22 protein-coding genes are annotated in these 25,924 nt (G+C 69.2%); 10 read left to right on the forward strand and 12 right to left on the reverse strand.

Going from position 1 to position 25,924, the window contains the following annotated elements:
- Positions 1–16 precede the first annotated feature (16 nt).
- Entirely contained in the window at positions 17–2,371 is a 2,355-nt protein-coding gene (locus H5407_RS18070; RefSeq protein ID WP_183105881.1) for an ATP-binding protein, read from the forward strand.
- A gap of 17 nt (positions 2,372–2,388) precedes the next feature.
- Here H5407_RS18070 and H5407_RS18075 read toward each other — a convergent pair whose 3' ends face one another.
- Both H5407_RS18075 and gshA read right to left on the reverse strand, forming a co-directional pair.
- Positions 2,389–4,227: a potassium transporter Kup gene (locus H5407_RS18075; protein ID WP_183105905.1), complete on the reverse strand. Its 1,839-nt coding sequence runs from the start codon at positions 4,225–4,227 to the stop codon at positions 2,389–2,391.
- A 191-nt stretch (positions 4,228–4,418) separates the two neighbouring features.
- Complete coding sequence (gene gshA, locus H5407_RS18080) at positions 4,419–5,714, reverse strand: glutamate--cysteine ligase (RefSeq protein WP_183105882.1); 1,296 nt, start codon at positions 5,712–5,714, stop codon at positions 4,419–4,421.
- Between the two features lie 160 nt (positions 5,715–5,874).
- Here gshA and H5407_RS18085 point away from each other — a divergent pair, with 160 nt between their 5' ends.
- From H5407_RS18085 to H5407_RS18095, 3 genes are all read left to right on the forward strand, one after another.
- The gene (locus H5407_RS18085; protein WP_183105883.1) at positions 5,875–6,258 is read left to right on the forward strand and encodes a response regulator transcription factor; all 384 of its coding nucleotides are present in this window, start codon (positions 5,875–5,877) and stop codon (positions 6,256–6,258) included.
- A gap of 99 nt (positions 6,259–6,357) precedes the next feature.
- Complete coding sequence (locus tag H5407_RS18090; RefSeq protein ID WP_183105884.1) at positions 6,358–6,708, forward strand: hypothetical protein; 351 nt, start codon at positions 6,358–6,360, stop codon at positions 6,706–6,708.
- Positions 6,698–8,038 (forward strand): YCF48-related protein, encoded by a 1,341-nt coding sequence (locus H5407_RS18095; protein ID WP_183105885.1) that lies wholly within the window; start codon positions 6,698–6,700, stop codon positions 8,036–8,038. Before H5407_RS18090 ends, H5407_RS18095 begins: the two co-directional genes overlap by 11 nt.
- Before the next feature lie 95 nt (positions 8,039–8,133).
- Here H5407_RS18095 and H5407_RS18100 read toward each other — a convergent pair whose 3' ends face one another.
- From H5407_RS18100 to H5407_RS18110, 3 genes are read right to left on the reverse strand one after another with little or no spacing between them, the layout of a single operon-like run.
- Positions 8,134–9,669: an ammonium transporter gene (locus H5407_RS18100; protein WP_183105886.1), complete on the reverse strand. Its 1,536-nt coding sequence runs from the start codon at positions 9,667–9,669 to the stop codon at positions 8,134–8,136.
- Positions 9,670–9,701: 32 nt separating this feature from the next.
- Positions 9,702–10,040, reverse strand: a complete 339-nt coding sequence (gene glnK / locus H5407_RS18105; RefSeq protein WP_183105887.1) for a P-II family nitrogen regulator — start codon at positions 10,038–10,040, stop codon at positions 9,702–9,704.
- Positions 10,041–10,063: 23 nt separating this feature from the next.
- Positions 10,064–10,780: a TorF family putative porin gene (locus H5407_RS18110; protein ID WP_183105888.1), complete on the reverse strand. Its 717-nt coding sequence runs from the start codon at positions 10,778–10,780 to the stop codon at positions 10,064–10,066.
- 293 nt (positions 10,781–11,073) lie between these two features.
- Here H5407_RS18110 and H5407_RS18115 point away from each other — a divergent pair, with 293 nt between their 5' ends.
- The 4 genes from H5407_RS18115 to H5407_RS18130 all read left to right on the forward strand — a co-directional run bounded on the left by H5407_RS18115 (position 11,074) and on the right by H5407_RS18130 (position 14,998).
- Positions 11,074–12,594, forward strand: coding sequence for a YifB family Mg chelatase-like AAA ATPase (locus H5407_RS18115; RefSeq protein WP_183105889.1), 1,521 nt, complete (start codon positions 11,074–11,076; stop codon positions 12,592–12,594).
- A gap of 208 nt (positions 12,595–12,802) precedes the next feature.
- Positions 12,803–13,846, forward strand: a complete 1,044-nt coding sequence (locus H5407_RS18120; protein ID WP_183105890.1) for a Gfo/Idh/MocA family protein — start codon at positions 12,803–12,805, stop codon at positions 13,844–13,846.
- A gap of 120 nt (positions 13,847–13,966) precedes the next feature.
- A complete protein-coding gene (locus H5407_RS18125) occupies positions 13,967–14,149 on the forward strand; it encodes a hypothetical protein (RefSeq protein WP_183105891.1) in 183 nt (60 codons plus the stop codon).
- A 9-nt stretch (positions 14,150–14,158) separates the two neighbouring features.
- Positions 14,159–14,998, forward strand: a complete 840-nt coding sequence (locus H5407_RS18130) for an SPFH domain-containing protein (RefSeq protein ID WP_183105892.1) — start codon at positions 14,159–14,161, stop codon at positions 14,996–14,998.
- A 113-nt stretch (positions 14,999–15,111) separates the two neighbouring features.
- On the opposite strand, the gene H5407_RS24725 is transcribed toward H5407_RS18130, so the two are convergent.
- Together H5407_RS24725 and metH are read right to left on the reverse strand one after the other, a co-directional pair.
- The gene (locus H5407_RS24725; RefSeq protein WP_183105893.1) at positions 15,112–15,720 is read right to left on the reverse strand and encodes a glycine zipper 2TM domain-containing protein; all 609 of its coding nucleotides are present in this window, start codon (positions 15,718–15,720) and stop codon (positions 15,112–15,114) included.
- Between the two features lie 121 nt (positions 15,721–15,841).
- Positions 15,842–18,577: a methionine synthase gene (gene metH / locus H5407_RS18140; protein WP_183105894.1), complete on the reverse strand. Its 2,736-nt coding sequence runs from the start codon at positions 18,575–18,577 to the stop codon at positions 15,842–15,844.
- A gap of 278 nt (positions 18,578–18,855) precedes the next feature.
- Between metH and H5407_RS18145 the strand changes: the two genes are divergently transcribed.
- A complete protein-coding gene (locus H5407_RS18145) occupies positions 18,856–20,055 on the forward strand; it encodes an HD-GYP domain-containing protein (RefSeq protein WP_183105895.1) in 1,200 nt (399 codons plus the stop codon).
- Between the two features lie 28 nt (positions 20,056–20,083).
- Here the strand turns inward: H5407_RS18145 and H5407_RS18150 are convergent, their stop codons facing one another.
- Entirely contained in the window at positions 20,084–20,389 is a 306-nt protein-coding gene (locus H5407_RS18150; RefSeq protein ID WP_183105896.1) for a hypothetical protein, read from the reverse strand.
- The gene (locus H5407_RS18155; RefSeq protein WP_183105897.1) at positions 20,386–21,444 is read right to left on the reverse strand and encodes a homocysteine S-methyltransferase family protein; all 1,059 of its coding nucleotides are present in this window, start codon (positions 21,442–21,444) and stop codon (positions 20,386–20,388) included. The genes H5407_RS18150 and H5407_RS18155 overlap by 4 nt, the downstream gene beginning before the upstream one ends.
- Positions 21,445–21,638: 194 nt before the next feature.
- On the opposite strand from H5407_RS18155, the gene H5407_RS18160 reads away from it, so the two are divergent.
- Positions 21,639–22,967: a hypothetical protein gene (locus tag H5407_RS18160; RefSeq protein WP_183105898.1), complete on the forward strand. Its 1,329-nt coding sequence runs from the start codon at positions 21,639–21,641 to the stop codon at positions 22,965–22,967.
- 108 nt (positions 22,968–23,075) lie between these two features.
- On the opposite strand, the gene H5407_RS18165 is transcribed toward H5407_RS18160, so the two are convergent.
- The 3 genes from H5407_RS18165 to H5407_RS18175 are packed head-to-tail and all read right to left on the reverse strand — an operon-like array spanning position 23,076 to position 25,749.
- Positions 23,076–23,720: a pyridoxamine 5'-phosphate oxidase family protein gene (locus H5407_RS18165; protein ID WP_183105899.1), complete on the reverse strand. Its 645-nt coding sequence runs from the start codon at positions 23,718–23,720 to the stop codon at positions 23,076–23,078.
- Complete coding sequence (locus tag H5407_RS18170) at positions 23,717–24,685, reverse strand: nucleoside hydrolase (protein ID WP_183105900.1); 969 nt, start codon at positions 24,683–24,685, stop codon at positions 23,717–23,719. Before H5407_RS18170 ends, H5407_RS18165 begins: the two co-directional genes overlap by 4 nt.
- Positions 24,682–25,749: a fumarylacetoacetate hydrolase family protein gene (locus tag H5407_RS18175; RefSeq protein ID WP_183105901.1), complete on the reverse strand. Its 1,068-nt coding sequence runs from the start codon at positions 25,747–25,749 to the stop codon at positions 24,682–24,684. The genes H5407_RS18170 and H5407_RS18175 overlap by 4 nt, the downstream gene beginning before the upstream one ends.
- Between the last annotated feature and the right edge of the window lie 175 nt (positions 25,750–25,924).

Below are 25,924 nucleotides of genomic sequence, written 5' to 3' on the forward strand. Positions count from 1 at the left end.
CGATGCAGCGCCCCACATGAGCGACACCCTCACCACCCCGACGCCCCCGCCCGGCCGCACCGCCGACCTGCTGCTCGTGGGCCTGGCCCTGGGGCTCGGGCTGGCGGCCAGTGTCTGGGCCTACCAGGCCCTGGCGGAAGAGGAGCAGCTGCATGCGCTGAAGCAGGCGCAGGCCATGGCAGAGCCCGTCAGGCTGGAGGTCGAGCTGACGCTGTCGCGCGTCGTGGAGGCCAGCCGCAGCGCCGGCCTGCTGGTGAGCACCCACAGGCCCATGCGGCTGGCGGCCTTCCAGCACTTTGCCCGCGAGCTGTCGTCCTCCCTGCCGCCCCGCACCCTGATCGAATGGCAGCCCCAGGTGACGGGCCCTGCGCAACGCCGGCAGGTGGAGCGGGAGGCGCGGGCCGAAGGCCTGGTCGGCTTCGAGATCCGCGAGCCCAGGCCCGATGGCCGGGGCTGGCAGCCGGCCCCCGAGCGTGAGCACTATGTGCCCGTGCTGTACGGCTGGCCGGCGGGGCAGTCGCCCCTGGGCTACAACCTGGCGCCAGACCCGGTCCGCATGGCCTCCAAGCTGGCGGCGGCGGCGCAAAGACGCCCGGTGGCCTCCAACAGCTTCGCGGTGATCCATGACGACATCACCGGCCGCCGCTCCTGGGGCTTCGCCATCACCGCGCCCGTCTTCGATCCCACGCCGGAGGGCGGCACGCCCGCCCTGCGGGGCTACCTGGCAGCCGTCGTGGAACTGCCGCAGCTGCTGGGCCCAGCGGTGGAACGGGCGCGCCAGGGCGGCATGGCCTTGTGGGCGCTGGAGGGGCGCGACGAACAGGCCCCGGTGCGCTTCACGAGCCTGAGCTCTGCCAGCGGTTCCACCCTGCCTCCGTCTGACCGCGGACCGGCCCACGCCCTCCAGCAGCGCTTCGGCGTGGACATCGCAGGCCAGCCCTGGACCCTGCTGCTGCAGCCCCTGCCGGAGTTCCTTGACGACAGCCAGCGGACGCGCCCCCTGGCGGGCCTGCTGGCAGGCATGGCGGGCACCCTGCTGATCAGCGCCACTCTTTGGCGTGCCCTGGCGGAACGTCGCCGCACCGCGCTGGCCCACCTGCAGCTGGCCCAGGAGCGCGAGCGCCTGCAGCACGTGATCGACGGCACCCAGGCCGCCACCTGGGAGCACAACCTGTTCAGCGGCGAGACGCACGTCAACGAGCGCTGGCAGACGCTGCTGGGCTACGCCGTCGGCGAGTTCCAGCCGGGCCCGGGCTATGACTGGAAGGACGACTGCCATCCCGAGGACCTGCCCCGCGTCCGCGAGGCTCTGCGCCGCCACCTGCGAGGAGACACGCCCGCCTTCGATGTGGAATACCGCCACCGCCGCAAGCCCGGCGATTGGCGCTGGATCCACTCGCGGGGTCAGGTCATCCGCCGGGACGACCAGGGCCGCGCTCAGCTGATCGCAGGCACTATGGTCGATATCGCCGACCGCAAGGCCGCGGAGGCCCGCGTGCTGGAGCTCAACGCCACGCTGGAGGCCCGGGTGGTCGAGCGTGGCGAGGCGCTGGCCGAGGCCATGGAGTCACTGCGCGAATCGCGCGAGGCCCTGGCGCAGGCGCAGCAGCGCGCCACGCTGGACGCCCTGGTCACCGGCGTGGCCCATGAGCTTAGCTCGCCCATGAGCAACGCTCTGGTCTGCAGCGAGTCCCTGCGCACGGAGGCCCTGCAGTTCCAGGCCCGCATCGCCCAGGGCAACCTGCGCCGGACCGAGCTGGACAGCTTCCTGCAGCACAGTGCCGAGCATGCCGAGCTCATCAGCCGCAATGTGCGACGCGCGGTGGACCTGATCGGCGACGTCCGCCAGGTCGCGGCCGACCAGGTCAGCGCCCAGCGCCGCAGCTTCGACCTCAGCCAGATGGTGGGCGAGCTGATCGGCTCGCTGTCTCCCACCCTACGCCTGCAGCTCCACCAGGTCGTGCTGGACATCCCCGAGGGCATCCAGATGGACAGCTATCCCGGCCCCCTGGGCCAGGTGCTGATCAATCTGGTGAACAATGCCCTGCTCCATGCCTTCGAGGAAGGCCAGCCCGGCGAGGTGCGCATTCAGGCGGAGGTGGCGGGCGAGCTGGTGCAATGCCGTGTCAGTGACAACGGGCGCGGCATGGACCAGGCCACGCTGGAGCAGCTCTTCAAGCCCTTCTTCAGCACCCGGCTGAACGCGGGCGGCATGGGACTGGGCATGCTCATCGTCGATCGCATGGTGCACAAGGTGCTGGGCGGCCGGATGCAGGTGCACAGCCAGCCCGGCGCCGGCACCGTCTTCACGTTGAGCCTGCCCCGCGTGGCGCCGCCCCTCAAACCCGAGGAGCCGGCGCCGGGGCTTTGAGCCGGCGTGAAGCCGGATCAGATCTCGACCTTGGAACCCAGCTCCACGATGCGGTTGGTGGGCAGGTGCAGGAAGTCGGCTGCGGCCGCGGCATTGCGGTGCATGCTGGCGAAGAGTTTCTCGCGCCACAGGGCCATGCCCGAACCGATGGTGGGGATGACGATGTCTCTGGAGAGGAAGTAGCTCGTCTCCATCTCGTCCAGGTGCACACCGCGGGCCTCCAGCAGCTTCAGGGCCTCGGGCACGTCGGGCTCGTTCTTGAAGCCGAAGTGCACGATCACCTGCCAGCAGTCGTTGCCCAGGCTCTCCACCTCCACGCGCTTGTCGAAGCCGATCCAGGGCTTCTCGTGGTGCTTGACCGTCACGAAAAGGTTCTGCTCGTGCAGCACCTTGTTGTGCTTGAGGTTGTGCAGCAGCGCGTTAGGCGTGATGCCCTGCTCGGCCGAGAGGAACACTGCCGAGCCCGGCACCCGCAGCGGCGGGCTCAGGAACACGGCCTCGAGGAAGCCCTTGATGTCGATGGCATCCTCGCGGAGCTTGTCGGACAGCAGCTGGCGGCCCTGCTTCCAGGTCAGCATCAGCGTGAACATCCAGATGCCGATCATCAGCGGGAACCAGCCGCCCGCCGCGACCTTCAGCAGGTTGGAGGCCAGGAAGGTGGCGTCAATCAGGAAGAAGAAGCCGGTGGCCGCCACGCACAGGGCCAGCGGGTACTTCCAGCCGTAGCGGATCACGAAGAAGGTCATGACTGTGGTGATGGTCATGTCGATGGTGACCGCCACGCCGTACGCCCCGGCCAGCTTGCTGGACGAGCCGAACATCACCACGGCCACGACCACGAAGCCGAACAGCATCCAGTTGATGAAGGGCACGTAGATCTGGCCGATGTCGCGCACCGAGGTGTGGACGATGCGCATGCGCGGCAGGATGCCCAGTTGCACCGCCTGCTTGGTGACGGAGAAGGCCGCGGTGATCAGGGCCTGCGAAGCCACGATGGCAGCCAGCGTGGCCAGACCGAAGAGCGGCATCTCGGCCCAGGACGGCGCGATCAGGTAGAAGGGGTTCTTGATGGCGGCCGGGTCTTCCAGCAGCAGGGCGCCCTGGCCGAAGTAGTTGATCACGAGGGCCGGCATCACGATGGCATACCAGGCAATGCGGATGGGCTGCTTGCCGAAGTGGCCGAGGTCGGCGTAGAGCGCCTCGCCCCCCGTGACCACCAGCACCACCGCGCCCAGGGCCACGAAGGCCACCAAGCCGTAGTGCAGGCAGAACTCGATGGCATAGACCGGATTCACCGCCGCGAGCACCCGGGGGTTCTCCAGGATCTGGGGCAGGCCCAGCAGGGTGAGGCTGGCGAACCAGACCAGCATCACCGGCCCGAAGGCCTTGCCCACGCCGCCGGTGCCGAAGCGCTGCACCGCAAAGAGGCCGGCCAGCACGATCAGGGTGATGGGGACGATGAACTGGTGATACTGCGGGGCATAGACGTCGATGCCCTCGACGGCGCCCAGCACCGTCATGGCCGGCGTGATGACGGCATCCCCGAAGAAGATGGCCGTCCCGAACAGGCCCACGCCCATCAGCACCCGCCGCAGCGTGGGCTTCTCGCGCACGGCCTGGGTGGCCAAGGCCAGCATGGCGATCAGTCCGCCCTCGCCGTTGTTGTCGGCCCGCAGGATCAGCAGCACGTACTTGAAGGAGACCACGATCGTCATGGTCCAGAACAGCAGGGACAGCACGCCCAGGATGTTCTGCGCGTTCAACGGCACATGGCCGCCGTGGAAAACTTCCTTGAGGGCGTAAAGCGGGCTGGTGCCGATATCGCCATAGACCACCCCGAGGGCGCCCAGGGTCATGGCGGCGAGGATGCCGGGGCTGCGGTGTTGTTGTTCGTGGCTCGAGCTCACAGGCGCGACGGCCTGACGAAGGTCGGGCCGTGGAGTCAAAAGTGGCTATTGTGCGCTCGCCAGCCCTCTGGCCCCGGCCTGTCCCATGCAAGCTGGGCATGCCCCCCTGCTTTGGGGGCAGGAAATCCGGCCCTGGGACCTCAGGCGTAGACCTCGGCCTCGGGATCCGTGGCCTCCAGCTCGTAGCTGGCGGCCAGCATGCCCAGGCGGGCGATGACCCCGTACATGTAGAAGCGGTTGGGCGCGCTGGCGCCCGGGGTCTCGCCGGGGCGCGGCAGTTGGGTGGACTGGGCGAAGGCCAGGGGCACGTAGCTGGCGCCGGGGGCGTTGAGGTTCTCGTCCGCAGCGCGGTCGGCGTGCACGCGGTAGAAGCCGCCCACCACGTAGCGGTCCATCATGCAGACCACCGGCTCGGCCACGGCCTCGTTGACGCGCTCATGCGTCACCACACCCTCCTGCACGATGACCTCGTGCACGGGCTGGCCGTCCTTGATCACGCTCATCTTGTTCTTGCAGCGGCGGTTGAGCTCCTCCAGCTCCTTGGCGTCGCGCACGGTCATGATGCCCATGCCGTAGGTGCCGGCGTCGGGCTTGACGATGGCGAAGGGCTTCTCCTGGATGCCGTATTCCTTGTACTTGCGCCGCGTCTTGGTGAGGACCTGGTCGACCTGGTCCTTGAGGGCTTCCAGGCCCTGGCCCTCGGTGAAGTCCAGGCCCTGCACGCCCACCGTCAGGGGGTTGATCAGCCAGGGGTCCATGCCCAGCAGCTTGGCGAACTTCTTGGCCACCTCTTCATAGGCCTGGAAGTGGCGCGACTTGCGGCGCAGCGTCCAGCCGGCGTGCAGGGGAGGCAGCAGGTACTGCTCATGCAGACCCTCCAGAACGGCAGGGATGCCGGCGGAGAGGTCGTTGTTGAGCAAGATAGTGCAGGGGTCGAAGTCCTTCAGCCCGAGGCGGCCACGCTTGCGTACCAGGGGCTCCAGCGCCAGGCTGCCGCCGTCCGGCAGGGCCAGGGTGGTGGGCGCCGCGAGGCTTTCATCCAGGCTGCCCAGGCGAACGTTCAGGCCGGCCTGGGTGAAGATGCGCACCAGGGTCTGCAGGTGCTGCAGGTAGAAGCTGTTGCGGGTGTGGTTTTCGGGGATCAGCAACAGGTTCTTGGCCTCAGGGCAGATCTTCTCGATGGCTGCCATGGCCGCCTGCACCGACAGCGGCAACAGGTCAGGGTTGATGTTGTTGAAGCCGCCGGGGAAGAGGTTGGTGTCCACGGGCACCAGCTTGAAGCCGGCATTGCGCACGTCCACCGAGCTGTAGAAGGGCGGCGTGTGCTCCATCCACTCGAGGCGGAACCAGCGCTCGATGGCCGGCAGGGACTCCAGGATGCGCTGCTCCAGCTCCTTGATGGGGCCGTTCAGGGCGGTGACGAGATGTGGAACCATGGTGGCAAATCCTGGGCTGACGGGGCCTGAAGAGGGGGCAGTGAGATTCTAGGAGGCCGCAACTGAGGGCGTATTGCCCGAATGCAAGGCCTGCGGCGCGCCATTTTTGCGAGTGCCGGCGGTATGCTTGCCCGGTCGATGCTGAGCGGCCCTGCCCACCATGCCTGCCAAACTGCTGATCGTTGAAGACCAGGCCGACATCCGCCGCCTGATCCGTTGGGCGCTGGAGGAAGACGACTACGAGATCCGCGAGGCCGCCAACGGCTCCGTCGGCCTGGACCAGATTCTGAGCTGGCAGCCCGACATGGTCCTGCTGGACATGATGATGCCCGGTGGCATCGACGGCCTGGAGCTCTGCCGCCAGGTCCGCGCCTCGCCTGGCACGGGCAAGACCATCATCGTGATGCTCACGGCCAAGGCCGCCTCGGCTGACCAAGAGGCCGCCCGTGCGGCCGGCGCCGACTACTTCCTGCCCAAGCCCTTCAGCCCGGCCAAGCTCTCTGGGCTGCTGCACGCCTTGCTCAAGCACAGGCAGGACCGCTAGGGCGTCCTCCCCTCGCACAAGCACGGCCACAGTCTCGCGCGGGCCTTCCTAGAATGCCGCCACCGTCGCCCCGGGGCGACTTTCCATGGGCGACTTCGCATGCATCCGCCTGCACAGCGCTCTCCCGCGCGTCTCCTGGGCCAGGCGGCCCTGTTCCTGACCCCGCTGGGCTGCCTGGCCGCCAGCGAGGTGCCCGCCGACTCGGGCCTGTTCACCACCCGCATCCTGACCAATGCGTCCAGCACCAACCGCGGCAACTTCCTCTACTTCAACCAGTGGGAAACGCTGACCCTGGTCAACCAGGACAAGCGCGAGCTCGAGATCAAGGCCGAGAAAACCAGCGGCAACAACAGCAGCCAGGTCTTCGAGGCCGTGCTGCCCGCCGGCAAGTACCAGTTGGTGCAGATGCTCTCGCCGCGCCTGGCCGGCCGGGTGACGGGTGACGGGTGACCTCAAGGGTGTCATCGGCGAGTTCGAGATCAAGCCCCAGACGGTGACCAGCCTGGGCACCCTGATCTATCAGCCCACGGGCAGCCAGGGCTACACCATCCTCTGCGACGGCTTCGACGCCCCGCAGATCGAGCGCGTGCGTCTGACCTCCCCTGCCCTGCACCAGGCCATGGCCAGCCAGGCTCCCGTGCGCCCCTGCCTCAGCAACGAGGTCGCGGCCCGCAGCAACCAGGCCCAGCAGGGCCGGACCCTGGTGATGAGCAACTCCGGCATGACGGCGGTGGTGGGCACGCTCACCGTGGGCCTGATCCAGACACTGATCCAGAAGAACTCGGCCACCGAGGCCATCCAGGCCTGGAAGGACGAGCAGGACCCGCAGAAGCGCCTGGCCATGGCGCGCAGCAGCACCTACGCCTTCAACGCGGCGCGCATGCTGGAGAGCGGCGACGTGCTGGCTGGCAGCAATCTGGGGCAGGTCCTGGCCCGCGATTCCGAAGGCCGCTGGGAACGCCTGGACACCGGCGCCACCCGCGAGATCACCGCCATCATGGCCAACGACCGCCAGCGCTTCATGGTGGGCGGCGAGGAAGACCTGCTGATGCAGACCAGCGACGCCGGCAAGACCTGGCAGGCGCTCAGCGCCCCCACCCACGGCCTCATCGTCAACCTGGCGCGCCAGGGCCAGCGCGTCTATCTGCTGGCCATCGAGGGGCTGGACGCGGTGCTGTACGCCACGGACGACCTCAAGGCCGGCCCCTGGCAGGAACTGCGCCGTGAGGCCGGCAGCCGCTCGGACAAGCCCGAAGCCATGGGCTGGATCCGCACGGCCTCGATGGCGGCCAGCGGCTGGATCGTGGGCGAGCGCTATGTGATGGTCACGGCCAATGGCTTCGTGAACAGCATGAACCTGAAGGACGGCAGCTGGACCCGCGTCAAGACCCCCTTCGAAGAACCCCGCCAGGCCACGGCCCTGCGCGATGGCACGCTCTTCGCCTGCAGCCGCAACAAGGTCTACCTCAGCCGCGACCAGGGCGCCACCTGGACCAAGGACGAGCAAGGCTGCATGAAGATGATCACCGTCGCCTACGGGGCCAGGGGCCAGGCTTACAACGTCTGCGGCCAGGGCGCCTTTGTGTTCTCCACGGCCCTCATGCAGCGCGGCGGCGAGGGCGAACGCTGGACCACCCTCAGCGACGAGACCCCCACCCCGGCCTCCGCCCTCTTTGCCAGCGAGTACAACGACACCCTGCTGTTCATGAACCCCGAAGGCCTGATCTACGGCCGCTCGGCGGGCGCCAAGGAGTGGACCCTGGAGCGCAAGCCGCTCTGATCAACCGACTGCGCCCATGAAGAAAGCCGCCCTCGGGCGGCTTTTCTCTTGCGGCCCGCCGGCCCGGAGGCCGGCAGGCGAGGCTCAGGCGGCGATCACTTGTGATAGGCCGTCTCGCCGTGCGAGCTGATGTCCAGGCCCTCGCGCTCTTCCTCTTCGGACACGCGCAGGCCGATGGTCAGGTCCACGATCTTGTAGGCGATCACGGACACCACGGCCGACCAGACGACGGTCACGCCCACGGCCTTGGCCTGGGTCCAGACCTGGCCGGCGATGCTGTAGGCGTCCGGCGTGATCATGGAGGCCGTGACCCAGTCGCCTACGGCGCTGGGGCCGCCCAGGGCCGGCGAGTTGAACACGCCGGTCAGCAGAGCGCCGATGATGCCGCCCACGCCGTGCACGCCGAAGACGTCCAGCGAGTCGTCCGCGCCCAGCAGCTTCTTCAGGCCGGAAACGCCCCACAGGCAGGCGAAGCCGGCGACCACGCCGATCACCAGGGCGCCACCGACGCCCACATTGCCCGCAGCCGGGGTGATGGCCACCAGGCCGGCGACGGCACCGGAGGCCGCGCCCAGCATCGAGGCCTTGCCCTTGTGCAGGGCTTCACCCACGCTCCAGGCCAGCACGGCGGCGGCCGTTGCAACGAAGGTATTGATGAAGGCCAGGGCCGCAAAGCCGTTGGCTTCCAGCGCGGAGCCGGCGTTGAAGCCGAACCAGCCCACCCACAGCAGCGAGGCACCGACCATGGTCAGCGTCAGGCTGTGCGGGGTGAAGGCCTCGCGGCCGTAGCCGATGCGCTTGCCCACCATGAAGGCGCCCACCAGGCCGGCGACGGCGGCGTTGATGTGCACCACGGTGCCGCCGGCGAAGTCCAGCGCGCCCCACTGCCAGATCAGGCCGGCGGTGCTGTTGACCTTGTCGACGACGGCGGCGCTGGTGTAGGCGTCCGGGCCGGCCCAGAACCAGACCATGTGCGCGATGGGCAGGTAGCTGAAGGTGAACCAGATCGTCATGAAGGCCAGCACGGCCGAGAACTTGATGCGCTCGGCGAAGGCGCCCACGATCAGGCAGGCCGTGATGCCGGCGAAGGTGGCCTGGAAGGCAGCGAACACGATCTCCGGGATCACCACGCCCTTGCTGAAGGTGGCGGCGTTGGAGAAGGTGCCGGCGACGTTGTCCCAGATGCCCTTCATGAAGAGCCGGTCCGTGCCGCCGATGAAGGCATTGCCCTCGGTGAAGGCGAAGCTGTAGCCGTACAGCACCCACAGCACCACGATCAGCGAGAAGGTGACCATCACCTGCATCAGCACCGACAGCATGTTCTTGCTGCGGACCAGGCCGCCGTAGAACAGGGCAAGACCTGGCACCGTCATCATGATGACCAGCAGGGTGGACAGCATCATCCACGTCGTGTCGCCCTTGTTGGGCGTGGGGGCCGGCGCCGAAGCGGCTTCGGCGGGGGCCGGAGCGGCAGCGGCCGCGGGCGCTGCGGAGGCCGCCGCATCAGGGGCGGCGGCCACGGCCACGGCCACGGAGGCAGCGGCGGCGGGTGCCGAGGCGGCATCCTGGGCCCAGGCGCCGGGCGCGAAGACCGCCGCGGCGAGGGCCAGGGAGGCAAGCAGTTTCTTCATGGGATCACTCCAACGATGTCTTGTGGCGGTGCTCAGAGAGCATCCTTGCCGGTTTCGCCCGTGCGGATGCGCACGACCTGGTCCAGCGGCGAGACGAAGATCTTCCCGTCGCCGATCTTGCCGGTACGGGCCGAGCTCTCGATGGCCTCGATGACCTGGTCCACGACCGCGTCATCCACGGCCGCCTCGACCTTGACCTTGGGCAGGAAGTCGACGACATATTCGGCGCCGCGGTAGAGCTCGGTGTGGCCCTTCTGGCGGCCGAAGCCCTTGACCTCGGTGACGGTGAGGCCCTGCACGCCGATGGCGCTGAGCGCCTCGCGGACCTCGTCCAGCTTGAAGGGCTTGATGACGGCGGTGATCAGTTTCATGGTGTGCTTCCTTGCGCTCGGATTCAGAAGACCTTCTTGACCGCCAGCACCAGGGCGGTCTTGGCCAGGTTCTTGTCGCCAGGGCCCACGTAGGCATCGGTGCTGGCGCGGACCAGGGCGCCGCTCCAGGTGAAGCCGGCGTAGTCCTTGGTCAGGGTCAGGGCGTAGTCGGTGTAGGACGCACTGCCCAGGTTCTTCACACGCTGGTGGCCCACGTGCGGCGTCAGGGTGAAGCCATCGCCCAGGTCCATGGCGGCGCTGAGGTCCAGGTAGCCCGAGCCCTTGGAATCGGCGAAGCCGAAGAGGTTGCTGGTGCTGTGCGAGTACTTGGCAGTGAACACGCCATAGGTGAGCGCGCCGTAGACCTCCAGCGTGTTGGCGCTGGGGCTGAGCTTGTTACTGGGATAGACGTACTGCAGCAGGCCCACGTCCAGGGTCAGGCCCTTGGCAACCTCGGTCTTGTAGCCGCCGTAGACGTCGATTTCGACACTGGCGTCGCCGCCGCCGTCCTTGACCCACTTGATGGTGGAGGCCCAGGTGCCCAGGTAGAAACCGTTGCCGAAGTCGTAGTCGGCGCCACCTTGCAGGGCGGGCTTCAGGCGGGTCTGCGAGATGCCGCGGTAGCGGTAGTCGGTGGTCAGGCTGGCATTGAAGCTCAGCGGGCTGGCCGGCTGGTCAGCCCAGGCCGGCATGGCGGTGGCGGTGACGGAGAGGGCCAGCAGCGCAAACAGGGACTTCATCGCGGGGACTCCTGCAAAGTGGATGGTGGAATGACTTTCGACAGTCCCTCTTGCAGCTTCCGTGCCAGGCCCGCCCACCAGGGCTTGCAGGGCCCCAGGCCCGCCTCTGGGGCGCGGCGCTCCCGATTTCGTGCCTCAAGCGCGTCGTGCCCGGCGCCGGATGCACCGAAATATTCGGGATGCTTCCCTAATTGCACCAGTTTGGTGTGACGCACCATCGTGCACCTTATGGACTGCACCGGCGTGGCGAGCGCGGGTGCCGGCCCAGAATCCGGCGCCAGGAGATCCCCCCAATGACCCTGGCCCTGATCCACAGCCGCGCCCTGGACGGCCTGCGCGCCGAAGCGGTGACCGTCGAAGTCCATCTGGCCAACGGCCTGCCCAGCTTCACCCTGGTCGGCCTGGCCGACACGGAAGTGAAGGAAGCCCGCGAGCGCGTGCGGGCCGCCCTGCTCAGCAGCGGGCTGGAATTTCCCGCCAACAAGCGCATCACGGTGAACCTGGCCCCGGCCGACCTGCCCAAGGAGGGCGCGCGCTTCGACCTCCCCATCGCCCTGGGTCTGCTGGCCGCCAGCGGGCAGATCGAGGCCGGGCCGCTGGTGGGGCTGGAATGCGCTGGCGAGCTGTCCCTGGCCGGCGAGCTGCGGCCCGTGCGCGGCGCCCTGGCCATGGCCCTGGCGCTGCGTCAGCAGGCCTCGCCCCGTCAGCTGTTGCTGCCGCCGGCCAGCGCGGCCGAGGCGGCCCTGGTGGGCGGGGTGGACGTGCGCCAGGCCGGCCACCTGCTGGACGTGGTGCGGGCCCTGCTGCCGCAGTCGCAGGAACCCCTGCCCCGGGCCTGCGGGCCCGCCAGGGCCTGTATCACCGAGGAGCCTGGCCCCGACCTGCGGGACATCAAGGGCCAGGCCGTGCCCAAGCGGGCGCTGGAGATCGCCGCGGCCGGCGCCCACAGTCTGCTGCTGGTCGGGCCGCCGGGCTCGGGCAAGTCCATGCTGGCCCAGCGTCTGCCCGGCCTCCTGCCCGCCCTCGACGAAGACGCCGCCCTGGAAAGCGCCGCGACCCTGAGCCTGGCCGGCCAGTTCCGCCCCGCCGCCTGGGGCCGGCGGCCGCTGCGGGCGCCGCATCACAGTGCCTCGGCGGTGGCCCTGGTGGGAGGCGGCTCGCCCCCGCGCCCCGGAGAGATCTCGCTGGCCCACCAGGGGGTGCTCTTCCTGGACGAACTCCCCGAGTTCCAGCGCAGCGCCCTGGAGGCCCTGCGCGAACCGCTCGAGACCGGCCGCATCCTGATTGCCCGGGCCGCGCGCCAGGCGGAGTTCCCCGCCCGCTTCCATCTGGTGGCGGCCATGAACCCCTGCGCCTGTGGCTTTCACGGCCAGACCGGCGCGCGGCAGTGCCGCTGCACGCTGGATCAGGTCGCCCGCTACCAAGGCAGGCTCAGCGGCCCCTTGCTGGACCGCATCGACATGATGGTGGAGGTGCCGGGGCTGCCGCCCGAGCTGCTGGCCGTCGCCCCGGACGGCGACGACACCGCCACCGTGGCCCAACGGGTACAGCAGGCCCGGGAGCGTCAGCGCGCCCGCCAGGACTGCGTCAACGCCCAGCTGAGCCCACCCCAGCTGGACCGCCATGCCCGCGCCGATCCGGCCGCCCAGGCCCTGCTGGAGCGCAGCATCGCGGCCCTGGGATGGTCCGCACGAGCCCAGCACCGCCTGCTGCGGGTGGCGCGCAGTATCGCCGATCTGGCTGCCGAGGATCGCATCCAGAAGGCGCATGTGGCCGAGGCGGTACAGCTCAGGCGGGCGCTCGTGAAGCCATGAACCCGCTCCCGCAGAAGGCGCGTCGATCGCCCCCGGCCGCCCAGCCCGCCGCATGAAACCCTCTCGAAACCAGCTTGCAGCAAGCCGGGGCCACAATGCCCACGCTCACTGACTCGACGCCAGCTCATTCGACGCGGCCCGGCTCCGGGCGGCGCCCGCCCTTCGCCCCTGCCTCACCCGCCCGCCAGCCCGGCCCACGCCCCTGCTCATGGAGACTTTCAACTGGGCCCTCATCGGCCCCGGCAAGATCGCCCGACGCTTTGCCCACGCCCTCAGCGGCCTGCCCGGCAGCCGGCTGGCGGTCGTCCATGGTCGCGATGGGGCTCGCGCGGCGGCCTTTGCCGAGTCCTGCCAGACGCAATGGCCCGACCCGGCCGGCGCGCCCCGCGTCAGCACGGACCTCTCCGCCCTGTTGGCCGACCCGGCCATCGATGCGATCTACATCGCCACCCCGCATGCCCAGCACGGCGCACCACTGCGCCAGGCCCTGCTAGCCGACAAGCCGGTGCTGTGCGAGAAGCCCCTGGTGCCGAACCAGGCCGAGGGCGAGGCCCTGGTGGGGCTGGCACGCGAGCGCGGCGTCTTCCTGATGGAGGCGGTCTGGACGCGCTTCCTCCCCGCCTACGAGGTGCTGGGCGGCTGGCTGCGCGAGCAGGCCATCGGGCCTCTGCGCGCCATCGAGTCCACCTTCTGCTTCCCTGCGCCCCTTGACCCGCAGAGCCGCCTTTTCGACCCGGCCCTGGCCGGCGGCGCACTGCTGGACATCGGCATCTACAACCTCACCGCCACGCGCTGGGTGCTGGAGCAGGCCCTGGGCCATGTCCCCGAACTCCAGCGCCTGGACGTGCAAGGCCTGCTGGCGCCCATGGGTGTGGACCTGCGGGTGCAGGGCCTGCTGGGCTTCGAGAACGGCCTCATGGCGCAGTTCCTCTGCGGCCTGGACGCCAGCGCGCCCAATGCGCTGACCATCCTGGGCGAGCGGGGCTCGATCAGCCTGCCGCGCAATTTCTGGGAGAGCCAGCAGTTGGTCCTGCGACCCCATGGCCAGGCGCAGCAGCTCGTTGACGCGCCCTGGCGCATCAACGGCTTCGAGGGCGAGATCGAGGAGGCGCAGGCCTGCATCCGGGCCGGCCTTGTCGAGAGCCCGCGCATGAGGCATGCCGAGTCCCTGGCCATCCTCGGCTGGATGGACCGCATCCGTGCCCGGCTGGGCGTGCGCTACCCCTTCGAGCGGGACGCGCCCCAGCACTGAGTCCCGAGCATGGGCTGTGGCGGAGGCCCGACAGCCCCGGCGGCCCTCGGCCCCATGAAGTCCGGCCGCGTCACAGGCTTGTGGAATGATGCGCGCAGAAAGACCGCGAGGGACATCGCCATGAGCCTGCTGCGTGCGTGGCTGGTACTGCTGATGCTGTGGCTGGCCTGCCTGGGCCTGCTGATCTGGCTGCGATCGCTGAGCCGACGCCAGGCCATCGCCTGGCTGCAGTGGCTGCGCTGGGCGGCCGTCGGCGCGGTGCTGGCGGGCGTCCTGGCCGCCGCGATGATTCATTTCTTCTGAGAGGGACCCATGAGCGCACACAAGACCCACGAGACCCGCAAGACCCCCGTCCGCCCCGCCACCCTGGCCCTGCTGCTGGCCGCCATGGCCCTGGGCGCCTGCACCCGCATCGAGACCGGCGAGGTCGGCCTGCGCGTGGGCATCGACAAGCAGATCAGCGGCGCCGAGCTGATGCCCGGCAGCTTCAACCAGACCCTGTTCGGCGACGTGCTGACCTTCCCGGTGCGCGACATCGCCGTCGTGCTGGACAACAAAAACCCCCTGACCGCCGACAACAGCACGCTGAAGGACTTCGACCTGACCCTGGTCTACTCCATCAACCCCAGCAGCGTGTCCGACCTCTGGGGCACCAAGAGCCGCAGCTTCCACGCCTACAACAAGGAGGAACGCGACTGGATCCTCATGCACAGCTACATGACCACGGTGGCCAACAACGCCGCCTACAAGGCCGTGCGCGAGTACAAGGCGCTCTCGGTGGCGGACAACCGCCAAAAGATCGAGCAGGAGATCAAGCGCATCGTCACCGAGACCCTGGCCTCGGAGAAGCTGGACCAGGCGCTGACCGTGAGTCTGGTGCAGGTGCGCAATGTGATGCCTGCGGACGACATCATCGCCTCGGCCAATGCCGTGGTCACCGCGCAGAACGCGCTGCGGGCCAAGGAGATCGAGGTGGAGACGGCCAAGAAGGAGGCCGAGCGCATCGCGGCGCTCAATGCCAACAGCAAGGCCATCGAGTACATGAATGCCCAGGCCCAGCTGAAGATCGCCGAAGGCATCGCAGCGGGCAAGGTGAACACCATCGTCGTGCCCTATGACTTCAAGGGCATCGTGAACGCCAACAGCCGCTGAGGCGGACGCTGGCTCAGGGCATGAGCCAGCCAGGCGCCGATGCCGATGCCGGCGCAGGCAGCAAGACAAAGGCGGCCCGCAGGCCGCCTTTGCCGTTCATGCAAGGAAAGGGATCAACGCTCGCGGCGCTCGATGCGGCCGTCCCGCACCACCACGACGTCGCCGGCGCGCAGGCCGGGATCCTGGCCCTGCTCCAGGCGCTGCGTGCTGCCGTCGGCGTGGTTCAGGCGCACGATCCACACGCGGTGCGACTTCTGGCGCTTCTCGATTTCGTTGCCGGCATAACCGCCCGCCACCGCACCGCCGATGGTGGCGATCTTCTTGCCGGTCCCGCCGCCCACCTGGTTGCCCAGCAGGCCGCCCAGCACGGCGCCGCCCACGGCCCCGATGCCGCTGGCCTTGCCCTGACGGGTTTCCTCGTGCACCTCGACCACGCGCGCGCATTCGGCACACAGCGCGGGGCTGGCCGAGGCAGAGGGGCTCGCCTGCCGGCCAGGCTCGCCGCCCTTGGCCGCGGCGTTGCCGCCACGGGTGTCGGCCGCAGCCTGCTTCGGAGGCACCTTCGCGCTGGCCCCGGCATCGGCCTCGACCACGGGGGCGGCCAGCGGCGTGGGGGCCGCCGCGGGAGACGAGGCCCGGCCTACGGCGAAGGCGCCGGCCAGGAGGACGCCGGCACCCAGCACGCCGGCAATGATTTGACTGGAGGAGAAAGGTATTTTCATGAGGGCTCCGCAAGCCGCGCCGTAGAAAGGACGGGCTGCCATCCAAGAATGCCACGCGAGCCGATTCGGCCGACAAGCGAACCGGTCACAGTTGTAAGAGAGCGTTCAGCGCGGGGGCCGCTCAGCCCAGCAGCGGCGCCAGCGCGCGCTGCGCGGCGGCCACGTCCAGGGCGCATCGCTCGGCCCAGTCCTTGAGCTGGTCCTCGCCGATGCGGCCGACGTTGAAGTAGCTGGCCTCCGGGTGGGCGAAGTAGAAGCCGCTGACACTGGCGGCCGGCGTCATGGCCATGGACTCGGTGAGGCCCATGCCGATGGCCTCGGGTTCCAGCACGCGGAACAGGTCGCGCTTGACCAGGTGGTCCGGGCATGCCGGGTAGCCGGGGGCCGGGCGGATGCCGCTGTACCGCTCGGCGATCAGCGCCTCGTTGTCCAGTTGCTCGCCCGCCGCATAGCCCCAGAACTCCTTGCGCACGCGCTGGTGCAGGCGCTCGGCCAGGGCCTCGGCCAGGCGGTCGGCCAGGGCCTTGAGCATGATGGCGGAGTAGTCGTCGTGGTCGGCCAGGAACTGCGCTTCCTTCTTGTCGCAGCCGATACCGGCGGTCACGGCGAACAGGCCGATGTAGTCCGGCGCCGCGCCCTTGGGGGCCACGAAGTCGGCCAGGCAGCGGTTGGGGCGCATCACACCGTCGACCACCGGCCGCTCCGACTGCATGCGCAGGCCGCGCCAAGTCATCAGGACCTCGCTGCGGGACTCGTCGCGGTAGATCTCGATGTCGTCGTCGTTGACCTGCGCTGCAGGGTAGAGGCCGAAGACGGCATTGGCGGTGAGCCAGCGGCCGTCGATGAGGCGCTGCAGCATGCGCTTGCCGTCGCTGAACACGCGCTGGGCCTCGCTGCCCACGACCTCGTCCTTGAGGATGGCCGGGAAGGCGCCGGCCAGGTCCCAGGTCTGGAAGAAGGGGCCCCAGTCGATGCAGCCGGCCAGCTCGCTGAGATCCACATTGCGCAGCTCGCGGCGACCCAGGAACTTCGGGACGGGCGGCGTGTAGGCCTCATAGTCCAGGCGCTGCTTGTTGGCGCGGGCCTGGGCCAGGCTCACCAGGGGCGTCTGCTTCTTGCTGGCGTGCAGATCGCGGACCTTGTCGTAGTCGGCCTTCAGCTCGTCGATGAAGCGGGTGGCGCGCTCGTCGGACAGCAGGTCCGAGCACACACCCACCGAGCGCGAGGCGTCCGGCACGTAGACCACCGGGCCCTCGTAGTGCGGCGAGATCTTCACCGCCGTGTGCACGCGGCTGCAGGTGGCGCCGCCGATCAGCAGGGGGATCTTCTTCATGCGGAAGTAGTCGTCGCGCTGCATCTCGGCGGCGACGTGCTGCATCTCCTCCAGGCTGGGCGTGATCAGGCCCGAGAGGCCGATGATGTCCGCACCCTCGACCTTGGCGCGGGCAAGGATGTCCTGGCAGGGGACCATCACGCCCATGTTCACCACCTCGAAGTTGTTGCACTGCAGGACCACGGTGACGATGTTCTTGCCGATGTCGTGCACATCGCCCTTCACGGTGGCGATGACGATCTTGCCCTTGGGCTTCACATCACCGCCCGCGGCGGCCAACTGGCGCTTCTCCTCCTCGATATAGGGCACCAGATGGGCCACAGCCTGCTTCATCACCCGGGCGCTCTTGACCACCTGGGGCAGGAACATCTTGCCCTGGCCGAAGAGGTCGCCCACGATGTTCATGCCGGCCATCAGCGGGCCTTCGATCACGTGCAGGGGCCGGCCGCCGCCGGCGCGGATGGTCTGCCAGCACTCCTCGGTGTCCTCGGTGATGAAATCGGTGATGCCGTGCACCAAGGCATGCGAGAGCCGCTCGTTGACGCTGCCGGCGCGCCATGCCAGGCGGGCGCTGTCGTCCTTGGCGGCGCCCTTGGCACTCTCGGCGACCTCAATGAGGCGCTCGCCGGCATCGGGGCGGCGGTTCAGCACCACGTCCTCGACCCGCTCGCGCAGCACCGGTTCCAGCTCATCGTAGACGCCCACCATGCCGGCGTTGACGATGCCCATGTCCATGCCCGCCTGGATGGCGTGGTAGAGGAACACGGTGTGGATGGCCTCGCGCACCGGGTCGTTGCCGCGGAAACTGAAGGAAACGTTGGACACCCCGCCCGAAACCTTGGCGCCGGGCAGGTTCTGCTTGATCCAGCGCGTGGCCTCGATGAAGTCCACGGCGTAGTTGTCGTGCTCCTCGATGCCGGTGGCGATGGCGAAGATATTGGGGTCGAAGATGATGTCCTCGGGCGCGAACCCCACCTCCTCGACCAGGATGCGGTAGGCGCGCTGGCAGATCTCGGTCTTGCGCTGGAAGGTATCGGCCTGGCCCTTTTCATCGAAGGCCATCACCACGGCGGCGGCGCCGTAGCGGCGCACCAGGGTGGCCTGGCGCTTGAATTCGGCCTCGCCTTCCTTCAGCGAGATGGAGTTGACGATGCCCTTGCCCTGAATGCACTTGAGGCCGGCCTCGATCACCTCCCACTTGGAGGAGTCGATCATGATGGGCACCCGCGCGATCTCGGGCTCGGAGGCGATGAGGTTGAGGAAGCGCACCATGGCGGCCTTGCTGTCCAGCATGGCCTCGTCCATGTTGATGTCGATAATCTGGGCGCCGTTCTCGACCTGCTGGCGTGCAACCGACAGCGCGTCCTCGTAGCGGCCTTCCAGGATCATGCGGGCGAAGGCCTTGGAGCCGGTGACGTTGGTGCGCTCGCCCACGTTGACGAAGAGCGTGCCCTGGCCTATCTCCACGGGCTCCAGGCCCGAGAGCTTCATGGGCTGGACGACGGTGCTGGCGGTGGTGGACATGAGGACCTCGGCGATGCGGAAGCTGCAGGCTATGCTGCAGGGGGCCGGGCGCAGGACTCACCTCGGCCACCAGGGATTGGGGACTCGGTGAGCGTCGTTGGCAGGACGCCGGGGCAAGCGGACGCCGGGTTCGAGCCTGGCGCTGACCGGCGCGGGGCCGGTCGGGGCGTCGCAACGCTCCTCGAACGTGGCGGATTTTACGCACTCGCAGGGTTTACGCGCGCCTTTCCCGTCCTGGCTCAAGCCCATACTGCGCCGCGCCGAAATAATTCCTGATCGTGGAACTCGTCCCCCTTCCCCCTCACAGCCTGCGCATCGGCCAGGTGTTGACCTTCTCGGTGCGCGACGCCGAGGGCAAGCTGCTGTTCGCCGCCGGCCAGACCCTGCAGAACACCCCCCAGGTCCAGGCCCTGATCCAGCGCGGCGCCTGGGTTCTGGCCCATGAAACCAAGGAATACCAGAAGGCCCTGGTCCACAAGATGGACACCCTCATGATGCAGGGCGCCTCCCTGGCCAATATCGTGAAGGTGGAGGCCGATTTCCGCGCCGAGCGCAGCCCGCGCGCCGTCGCCGAACTCAGCGAACCGGCCTTCTGGACCGACCTGCACCTGCACGCCCACAGCCTGCTCAAGGATCCCCGCGAAGACTTCCTTGGTCGATTGGAAACGCTGCGCGAGGAAGCCCTGCAGCGCTTCCGGCAGCGGCCGGACGCCGTCCTGACCCTGCTGGTCCATGACGCGAGCCAGGACGTCCAGCGCTACAGCGCCCGGCATGCCGTGCTGTGCCTGCTGGTCGCGGACCTGGTGGCGCGCCAGTTGGGCTGGGCCCCCGAAGGCACGCGGGCCCTGCACAACGCGGCACTGACCATGAACCTCAGCACCACGCTGCTGCAGGACCGCCTCGCCGCGCAGGAAGACAAGCTCAGTGAACGCCAGCGCCTGGAGCTGCATGACCATGGTGACCGCAGCGCCCAGCTGCTGCGCCAGTTGGGCGTGCGGGACGAGCTCTGGCTTGGCGCAGTGCGTCTGCACCATGAGGCCGGCCCCGGGGCCCTGGCCGGGCGCGTGGCCGTGGCCCAGTTGGCCCGCGTGCTGCGCCGCATCGACATCTTCGGTGCCCGCCTGAGCCCGCGCCGCACCCGCAAGGCCTTGTCAGGCGCTGCCGCCGTGCGCGCCATCTACCTGGACGAGCTGCAGCAGCCCGACGAGGCGGGCGCCGCGGTGATCAAGGCCGTGGGGCTCTACCCGCCGGGAAGCCTGGTGCGCCTGGCCAATGGCGAGCAAGGCATTGTGGTGCGGCGGGGCCACAGCGCCACCGAGCCCCTGGTCGCTGCCCTGATGGGCAAGAGCGGCTCGCCCCTGAGCGGCCCCGTGCCGCGGGACACGCGCCTGCAGACGCAGGCCGTCGCCGCCAGCCTGGCGCCGCATGAGCTCAAGCTCGTGATCAACATGGAAAAGTTGCTCAAGACCGCGGGCTGATCCCCGCCGGGCGGCCGCCGCACGACCCTCAGTACAGGCGCATCGGATCCTTGGCGTCTCGATGGGCCTCGGCCAGTTCCACCTTGAGCTGGGTCTGCTCCTGCACCAGCACCTGCATGCGCGCCCAAGCCAGGGCGCGTTCGCGCAGGGCCGCCGGGCTGTCGCTGAAAGCTGCTGGCTGCTGCAGCCGGGGCCGCAAAGCGGCCAGTTCGAGCTCCAGCACGGCGAGGCGCTCTTTCAAGGGCTGCACGCTGTCCTCCACCGGCAAAAACCCTGCAGCCTGGACCGCAGCACCCAGCGCCGCCAGCAGGCAGCCCAGCAACCGTCGCTTCATGCGGCCATCAGCCCGCTGAAGAGCTTGTGCCCGCAGGCCCGCGGCTGGTAGGCCGAGACCTTGGATGCGATGGCCGCGATGTGCTCCGGCGTGGTTCCGCAACAGCCGCCGGCGATGTTGAGGAAGCCGGCCTGGGCGAACTCGGCCATGAGGCGGCCGGTGACGTCCGGCGTCTCGTCGAAGCCCGTGTCGCTCATCGGGTTGGGCAGGCCGGCATTGGGATAGCAGCTGATCGCGGTCTCGGGCGCGGCCTTGGCCAGCTCCTCGATGTAGGGCCGCATCAGCGTGGCGCCCAGGGCGCAGTTGAGGCCGATGGCCAGGGGCTTGGCATGGCGCACCGAGTGCCAGAAGGCCGTCACGGTCTGGCCGGAGAGGATGCGGCCCGAGGCGTCGGTCACGGTGCCGGAGATGATCACCGGCAGGCGCTCGCCCGTGGCGTCCATCAGCTCGTCCAGCGCGAAGAGCGCGGCCTTGGCATTGAGCGTGTCGAAGATGGTCTCGACCAGGAAGAGGTCCACCCCGCCCTCCAGCAGACCCCGGGCCTGCTCGTAGTAGGCGGCGCGCAGGGTGTCGAAGTCGATATTGCGGGCGCCGGGGTCGTTGACGTCCGGGCTGATGGAGGCGGTGCGCGGCGTCGGGCCGAGGGCACCGGCGGCGAAACGGGGCTTGTCGGGCGTGCTGAACTTGTCGCAGGCGGCTCGGGCCAGGCGGGCGGCTGCCACGTTCATCTCGTGGGCGAAGTCCTGCAGGCCGTAGTCCTCCTGAGCCACCGAGGTGGTGCCGAAGGTGTTGGTCTCGATGATGTCCGAGCCGGCGGCGAGGTACTTCTCGTGGATCTCGCTGATGACGTCCGGCCGGGTCAGCACCAGCAGGTCGTTGTTGCCCTTGAGGTCCTTGGGGTGATCGGCGAAACGCGGGCCGCGGAAATCGGCCTCGGTGAGCTTGTAGCGCTGGATCATGGTGCCCATCGCCCCGTCCAGGATCACGATGCGTTGCTTCAGCAGGGCCGGCAGGGCGCTGCCACGGGTGTAGCGGGGGGCGGTGAGGGCGTTCATGGCCGTGATTGTAGGAAGACCGGCGCACCCTGACGATGTTCACGGGCTTGCTGACGGCCCGACGCCCCCGGCGTGCGGGAAGGCGCGGGTCGAACGACATGTCAAAATGCCGCCGCCGAAAAAACGGCATACGTCTTCAGAACTTCAGAACAACTGAGCTTGAAGGCCTCGCCGCGAGGCCGGGAGGAATCACGATGGCAAAGATTAAGTCCGCCTACCGTCAGGTGGGCGCCCTGTCCCTGGGCGTCGTTGCGGCGCTGCTGACCGCTTGTGGCGGCGGTGGCGGCAGCACTGGCGACAATGGCGGCTCGACGACCGGCCCGGTCGTCTCGAGCCAGGCCGGGCCTGTCTCGGTGACGCTGCCCACCTATGGCGGCTACGAATACTGGATGGCCTACCAGGACGGCGACGGCCCCTGGAAGGCGGCGACGCGCAGCGCTGACGGCTTCAGCTTCCAGGTCGAGGACAAAGCTGGCAAGTACGCCGTGATGCTGGTCCAGGAAGCCAACTCGCCGCGCACAGCGGACCTCCCCCCCTCGGTGCTGGCCTATCACCTGACGCGAGCGGAAAGCGCCAACATCGACCTGCGTCCGCTGCCGGACAGCCGGACGGACTACATGACCGTGCAGTTCACCCAGCAGGGCGCACCGGCCTCGGGCACATGCGCGGTGGCGCTGGGTTCCCGGGCCAGCACGTCAGGCGGCTGTGACACCCTTGCCTCGAGGCGGCTCAGCGTGCCCATGGCCCGGATGGACGCCTTCGCGGTGCACCTGAATGACAGCGGTGCGGCCGATGCGCTGGTGATCCAGCGCGACCTCGACATGCGATCCATCACGGCGCTGAACTTCGACTTCACGAAGGCCGTCGCACTGCCCGCCCCCAGCCAGACCAGCGCACTGACAGGCTATGTGCCCATCGCCGGAGAGACGCTGAGCCGCATGGCCTCCCTGGTTTCCCGGAGCGGGCAAATCCGGCTGGCGCTTGGCAGCCAGACCACCTTGGCCTACCCGCTGGTGCCGGCCGGCGCGCTGCGCAGCGACGACACCTATGTCGTGTCGGCGACCGCCCGCATGGTCCAGGGCACGGTCACGGCCCGCCGCTCCGCCAGTTACCAGTCCGCCGTCGGCGCGGCGCAGCCCCTGACGCTGCCGCCCTACGCAGGCCCCCTGGCGTTGGGCGGCTCCGCTGCGCGCCCGACCATGACCTGGACGCCCGTGACGGGTAGCACGCTGACGGACATCTTCGCCTTGGATCTGAGCGGCCTAGGCCCCACCATCGACTTCACTTTCTCAGCCGGCTGGATTGGCGGCGCCCGGACGGTCACCTACACCGTGCCAGACCTGACGGGGCTGGGCTGGAAGCCCAGCTGGAACCTGAACCGGCAGACGCGAATGACGGTCTACTACACCGAGAGCTTCACCAGCCGGCCCACGCCGGCCTACTTCGCCGGCCTGCCCTCCGAAAAGGTCGAGGACCAGACCAGCTGGTTCACGCAGATGAGTTCGGAGGTCTCGATCCCCTGAGCCACCGGCCCGACTCGACGCGGTCCAGCCGCACCGCGCCAGGCACGGTGCGGCCCACGCAGACGGCTGGCGCCGCACGCACCAGACCGCCGTCATGGCACCGGGTCGTCAGTAGAGCGTCCTCGCCTGCCGTGCCTGCAGTTCGGCGTCATAGGCCGCGCCATCGAAGCTGGCCTCCAGCGCCTGAAGGATCTCGCCCGGCGAGGGCAGCTCGCTGCGGGCGCGCTGCACCGCTGGGTCCCACAGCCGCGAGCGCTTGATGGCCCGGGCGCACTGGAAGAACACCAGGTTCACGGTGATCACCAGCACCGTGGCGGGCCGCTTGCCATCCACCTCGAAGCGCTCGAGCAGCGCGGGTGAGGCGCTGATGCGGGCCTCGCCATTGACGCGCAGCACCTCGGGCACGCCGGGGATGAGGAACTGCAGCGCCACCTGCGGGTCGTGCAGGATGTTGCGCAGGCTGTCGATGCGGTTATTGCCGCGGCGGTCGGGCAGCAGCAGGGTCCGGCTGTCGGCCACCTGCACGAAGCCTGGCGCATCGCCGCGGGGCGAGGTGTCCAGGCCCTGCGGCCCTCGTGTGGCCAGCACCACGAAGGGCGAGGCCTCGATGTAGCGCTGGTAGAGCGGGTGGATCTCCCGGCACTCCTTGAAGAGCGCGGCCGGCGCAGGCGCGCTGTCGTACAGGGCCCGAAGGCTCATGGCATCCCGCACGTCGTGCGATTCATCGTGCCAGGGGGCGCTGGCATGCGTCATGGCGTCTCCAGGCTGCGGGCGAGGTGTCCCAGGCGTTCAGTGATGAGGTCGAAGAGGCCCTGGGCGTCCACCTCGCCCAGCACCAGGGCGTTGCGCGGGCGCTCGGTCACGCCCCACCAGTCGATCACGCTCATGCCCAGGGTCAGCGGGCTCTGGGTCTCGATCTCGACATTGCAGGTGCGGCCGCGGAAGAGCTCGGGCTTGATCAGCCAGGCGATCACGCAGGGGTCGTGCAGGGGGCCTCCCTGCTGGCCGTACTTCTGTTCGTCGAAGCGCTCCGCAAAGGCCAGCCAGCCCGCCACGGCCGGGCCGATGCGCCCGCCCAGGGCGCGGATGGCCGCGATGCGCGCCGGGCTGGTCAAGGCCTGGTGGGTGCAGTCCAGCGGCACCATGGTGATGGGCACGCCGCTGGCGAAGACCAGGGCCGCGGCATGCGGATCTACATAACAGTTGAATTCGGCGGCTGGCGTGATGTTGCCCCCCTCGAAGCAGCCCCCGCCCATCAACACGATACGGCCGATGCGCAGCGCCAGCGCGGGCTCCTTCTGCAGGGCCAGGGCGATATTGGTCAGGGGTCCCAGGGGGCACAGCGTGACGCTACCAGCGGGGCGCTCCATCACGCTGCGGATGATGAGGTCCACGCTGTGCTCGGCCTGCAGCGGCATGGTGGGCGCAGGCAGCTCATGGCCGTCCAGCCCGGTCTTGCCGTGCACGTGCTCGGCCGTGACGAGGGGGCGCAGCAGGGGGCGGTCCGCGCCGGCATGCACGGGCAGGTCCGGACGGCCCGCCAGTTCGCAGACCATGCGGGCATTGCGGCTGGTCAGGGCCAGGGGCACGTTGCCGGCCACGGTGCTGATGGCCAGCACCTCCAGCTCGGGGCTGGCCAGGGCCAGCAGGATGGCGATGGCGTCGTCCTGCCCCGGGTCGGTATCGATCACGATGGCCTGACGGCCCCGGCTGCTCATTCCATGACCTCCTCGCCCGGCTCGACGGCCGGCGCCTCGCCCTCGGGCAACTCTGGCACCGGCTCGACCTGCGCGGCCGCTGCCGCATCCTGGGGATCGGGGTCCGTGAGGTTCAGGACGTCCAGGTCGATGGCACCGAAAACACTCTGGCCGTCGGCGCTCTTGAGGTCCACGCGCAGGCTGTCGCCCCATTTCATGAAGCCGGTCTGCACGCCGGCCTTCTCCTCGGCTTCGAGGCTTCGGCGGTGGCTGAGGCTGGCACAGCCCTGACGCGGCCGGGCCGGGCCCAGAGGGCCGCTGGCCACCAGCACGCTGCCGCGCAGGGGCTTGAGGCGGGCGGCCTGGGCGATGAGATCGCCAAAGCCGAATCGCAGCCCGGCGCCGAGATCGATGGGGCCGAACTTGCGACCGTTCAGCAGGGACTGCAGGCTGCCCTTGAGACGGCCCTCGCGCCAGGCCTCGCCCAGCTCGTCCGGCGTCACCAGCACGGGCGCCAGCGTGCAGGCCAGTTGGCTCAGGTGCTGAGCTTGGCCTGCCTCACGCTCGCGTTGCTCCAGCTGATGCAGGCTCCAGTCGCAGGACAGGCCCAGCAGACGCACCGCCTCCAGGGCCTGTTCGGGCGCTGCGCCCTGGGCGAGGTCCGCACAGACGGCGAGCAGGCCGGGCTGGAAATCCAGGCCCAGGGCTTCGTTGGGCAGCCGCACCGGCTCGGTCGGCCCCTGCAGGGACTCTGCCGGGCCGCGCGCCAGCACCGGCTCCGAGCCCGCCTCGCCGCCCGTCAGGAGGGCCTGCAGTTCCGCATAGGCATTGCCCTGCAGCAGGGCGCGCGGCCGCGGCAGGGGCGCCATGCAGCGTGCCGGCTCGAAGGCGAAGGCATGGCGAGCCTTGCCATGGTTCAAGGTGAGGAAGAGGTCTTCCAACTGTGGCGCGAGAAAATTCCAGTCGTCCAGCACCTGCTGCAGACGCGAGGCGATGCCGTTGGCGTAGTGCGCCTGGCTCAGGTCCCGGGAGACGACCACCAGCTGGCCATCGCGGGATCCATCTCGGTAGGTGGCTAGTTTCATCGTGGGTGACACTCCTGCATGCACCGCATTGTCCAATGAGCCGAGCCTCCCCTGCGCCCCGCCCCGCCCACCGCCTGGCCCACCGGCCCGGACGGGGCCTGGCCGCGGCCGTGGGCCTGGCCCTGCTGGCCCATGCCTGGCTGCTGACGAGCTGGCCGACCCAGGAGGCGCCGGC

Origin of the sequence: Mitsuaria sp. WAJ17 (assembly GCF_014174515.1) — a bacterium.
In the GTDB taxonomy this organism is placed as follows: Bacteria; Pseudomonadota; Gammaproteobacteria; order Burkholderiales; family Burkholderiaceae_C; genus Roseateles_B.

Excerpts from the sequence above, each read along its gene's own strand:
- H5407_RS18170 (WP_183105900.1), bottom strand. The coding sequence starts at position 24,685 with ATGAGCAGCCGGGGCCGTCAGGCCATCGTGATCGATACCGACCCGGGG.
- H5407_RS18125 (WP_183105891.1), top strand. The coding sequence starts at position 13,967 with ATGAGCCTGCTGCGTGCGTGGCTGGTACTGCTGATGCTGTGGCTGGCC.
- H5407_RS24725 (WP_183105893.1), bottom strand. The coding sequence starts at position 15,720 with ATGAAAATACCTTTCTCCTCCAGTCAAATCATTGCCGGCGTGCTGGGT.
- H5407_RS18100 (WP_183105886.1), bottom strand. The coding sequence starts at position 9,669 with ATGAAGAAACTGCTTGCCTCCCTGGCCCTCGCCGCGGCGGTCTTCGCG.
- H5407_RS18120 (WP_183105890.1), top strand. The coding sequence starts at position 12,803 with ATGGAGACTTTCAACTGGGCCCTCATCGGCCCCGGCAAGATCGCCCGA.
- H5407_RS18090 (WP_183105884.1), top strand. The coding sequence starts at position 6,358 with ATGCATCCGCCTGCACAGCGCTCTCCCGCGCGTCTCCTGGGCCAGGCG.
- H5407_RS18070 (WP_183105881.1), top strand. The coding sequence starts at position 17 with ATGAGCGACACCCTCACCACCCCGACGCCCCCGCCCGGCCGCACCGCC.
- H5407_RS18165 (WP_183105899.1), bottom strand. The coding sequence starts at position 23,720 with ATGACGCATGCCAGCGCCCCCTGGCACGATGAATCGCACGACGTGCGG.
- H5407_RS18075 (WP_183105905.1), bottom strand. The coding sequence starts at position 4,227 with ATGACCCTGGGCGCCCTCGGGGTGGTCTATGGCGATATCGGCACCAGC.
- H5407_RS18160 (WP_183105898.1), top strand. The coding sequence starts at position 21,639 with ATGGCAAAGATTAAGTCCGCCTACCGTCAGGTGGGCGCCCTGTCCCTG.
- H5407_RS18115 (WP_183105889.1), top strand. The coding sequence starts at position 11,074 with ATGACCCTGGCCCTGATCCACAGCCGCGCCCTGGACGGCCTGCGCGCC.
- H5407_RS18175 (WP_183105901.1), bottom strand. The coding sequence starts at position 25,749 with ATGAAACTAGCCACCTACCGAGATGGATCCCGCGATGGCCAGCTGGTG.
- H5407_RS18155 (WP_183105897.1), bottom strand. The coding sequence starts at position 21,444 with ATGAACGCCCTCACCGCCCCCCGCTACACCCGTGGCAGCGCCCTGCCG.
- H5407_RS18150 (WP_183105896.1), bottom strand. The coding sequence starts at position 20,389 with ATGAAGCGACGGTTGCTGGGCTGCCTGCTGGCGGCGCTGGGTGCTGCG.
- H5407_RS18130 (WP_183105892.1), top strand. The coding sequence starts at position 14,159 with ATGAGCGCACACAAGACCCACGAGACCCGCAAGACCCCCGTCCGCCCC.
- gshA (WP_183105882.1), bottom strand. The coding sequence starts at position 5,714 with ATGGTTCCACATCTCGTCACCGCCCTGAACGGCCCCATCAAGGAGCTG.
- metH (WP_183105894.1), bottom strand. The coding sequence starts at position 18,577 with ATGTCCACCACCGCCAGCACCGTCGTCCAGCCCATGAAGCTCTCGGGC.
- H5407_RS18085 (WP_183105883.1), top strand. The coding sequence starts at position 5,875 with ATGCCTGCCAAACTGCTGATCGTTGAAGACCAGGCCGACATCCGCCGC.
- H5407_RS18110 (WP_183105888.1), bottom strand. The coding sequence starts at position 10,780 with ATGAAGTCCCTGTTTGCGCTGCTGGCCCTCTCCGTCACCGCCACCGCC.
- glnK (WP_183105887.1), bottom strand. The coding sequence starts at position 10,040 with ATGAAACTGATCACCGCCGTCATCAAGCCCTTCAAGCTGGACGAGGTC.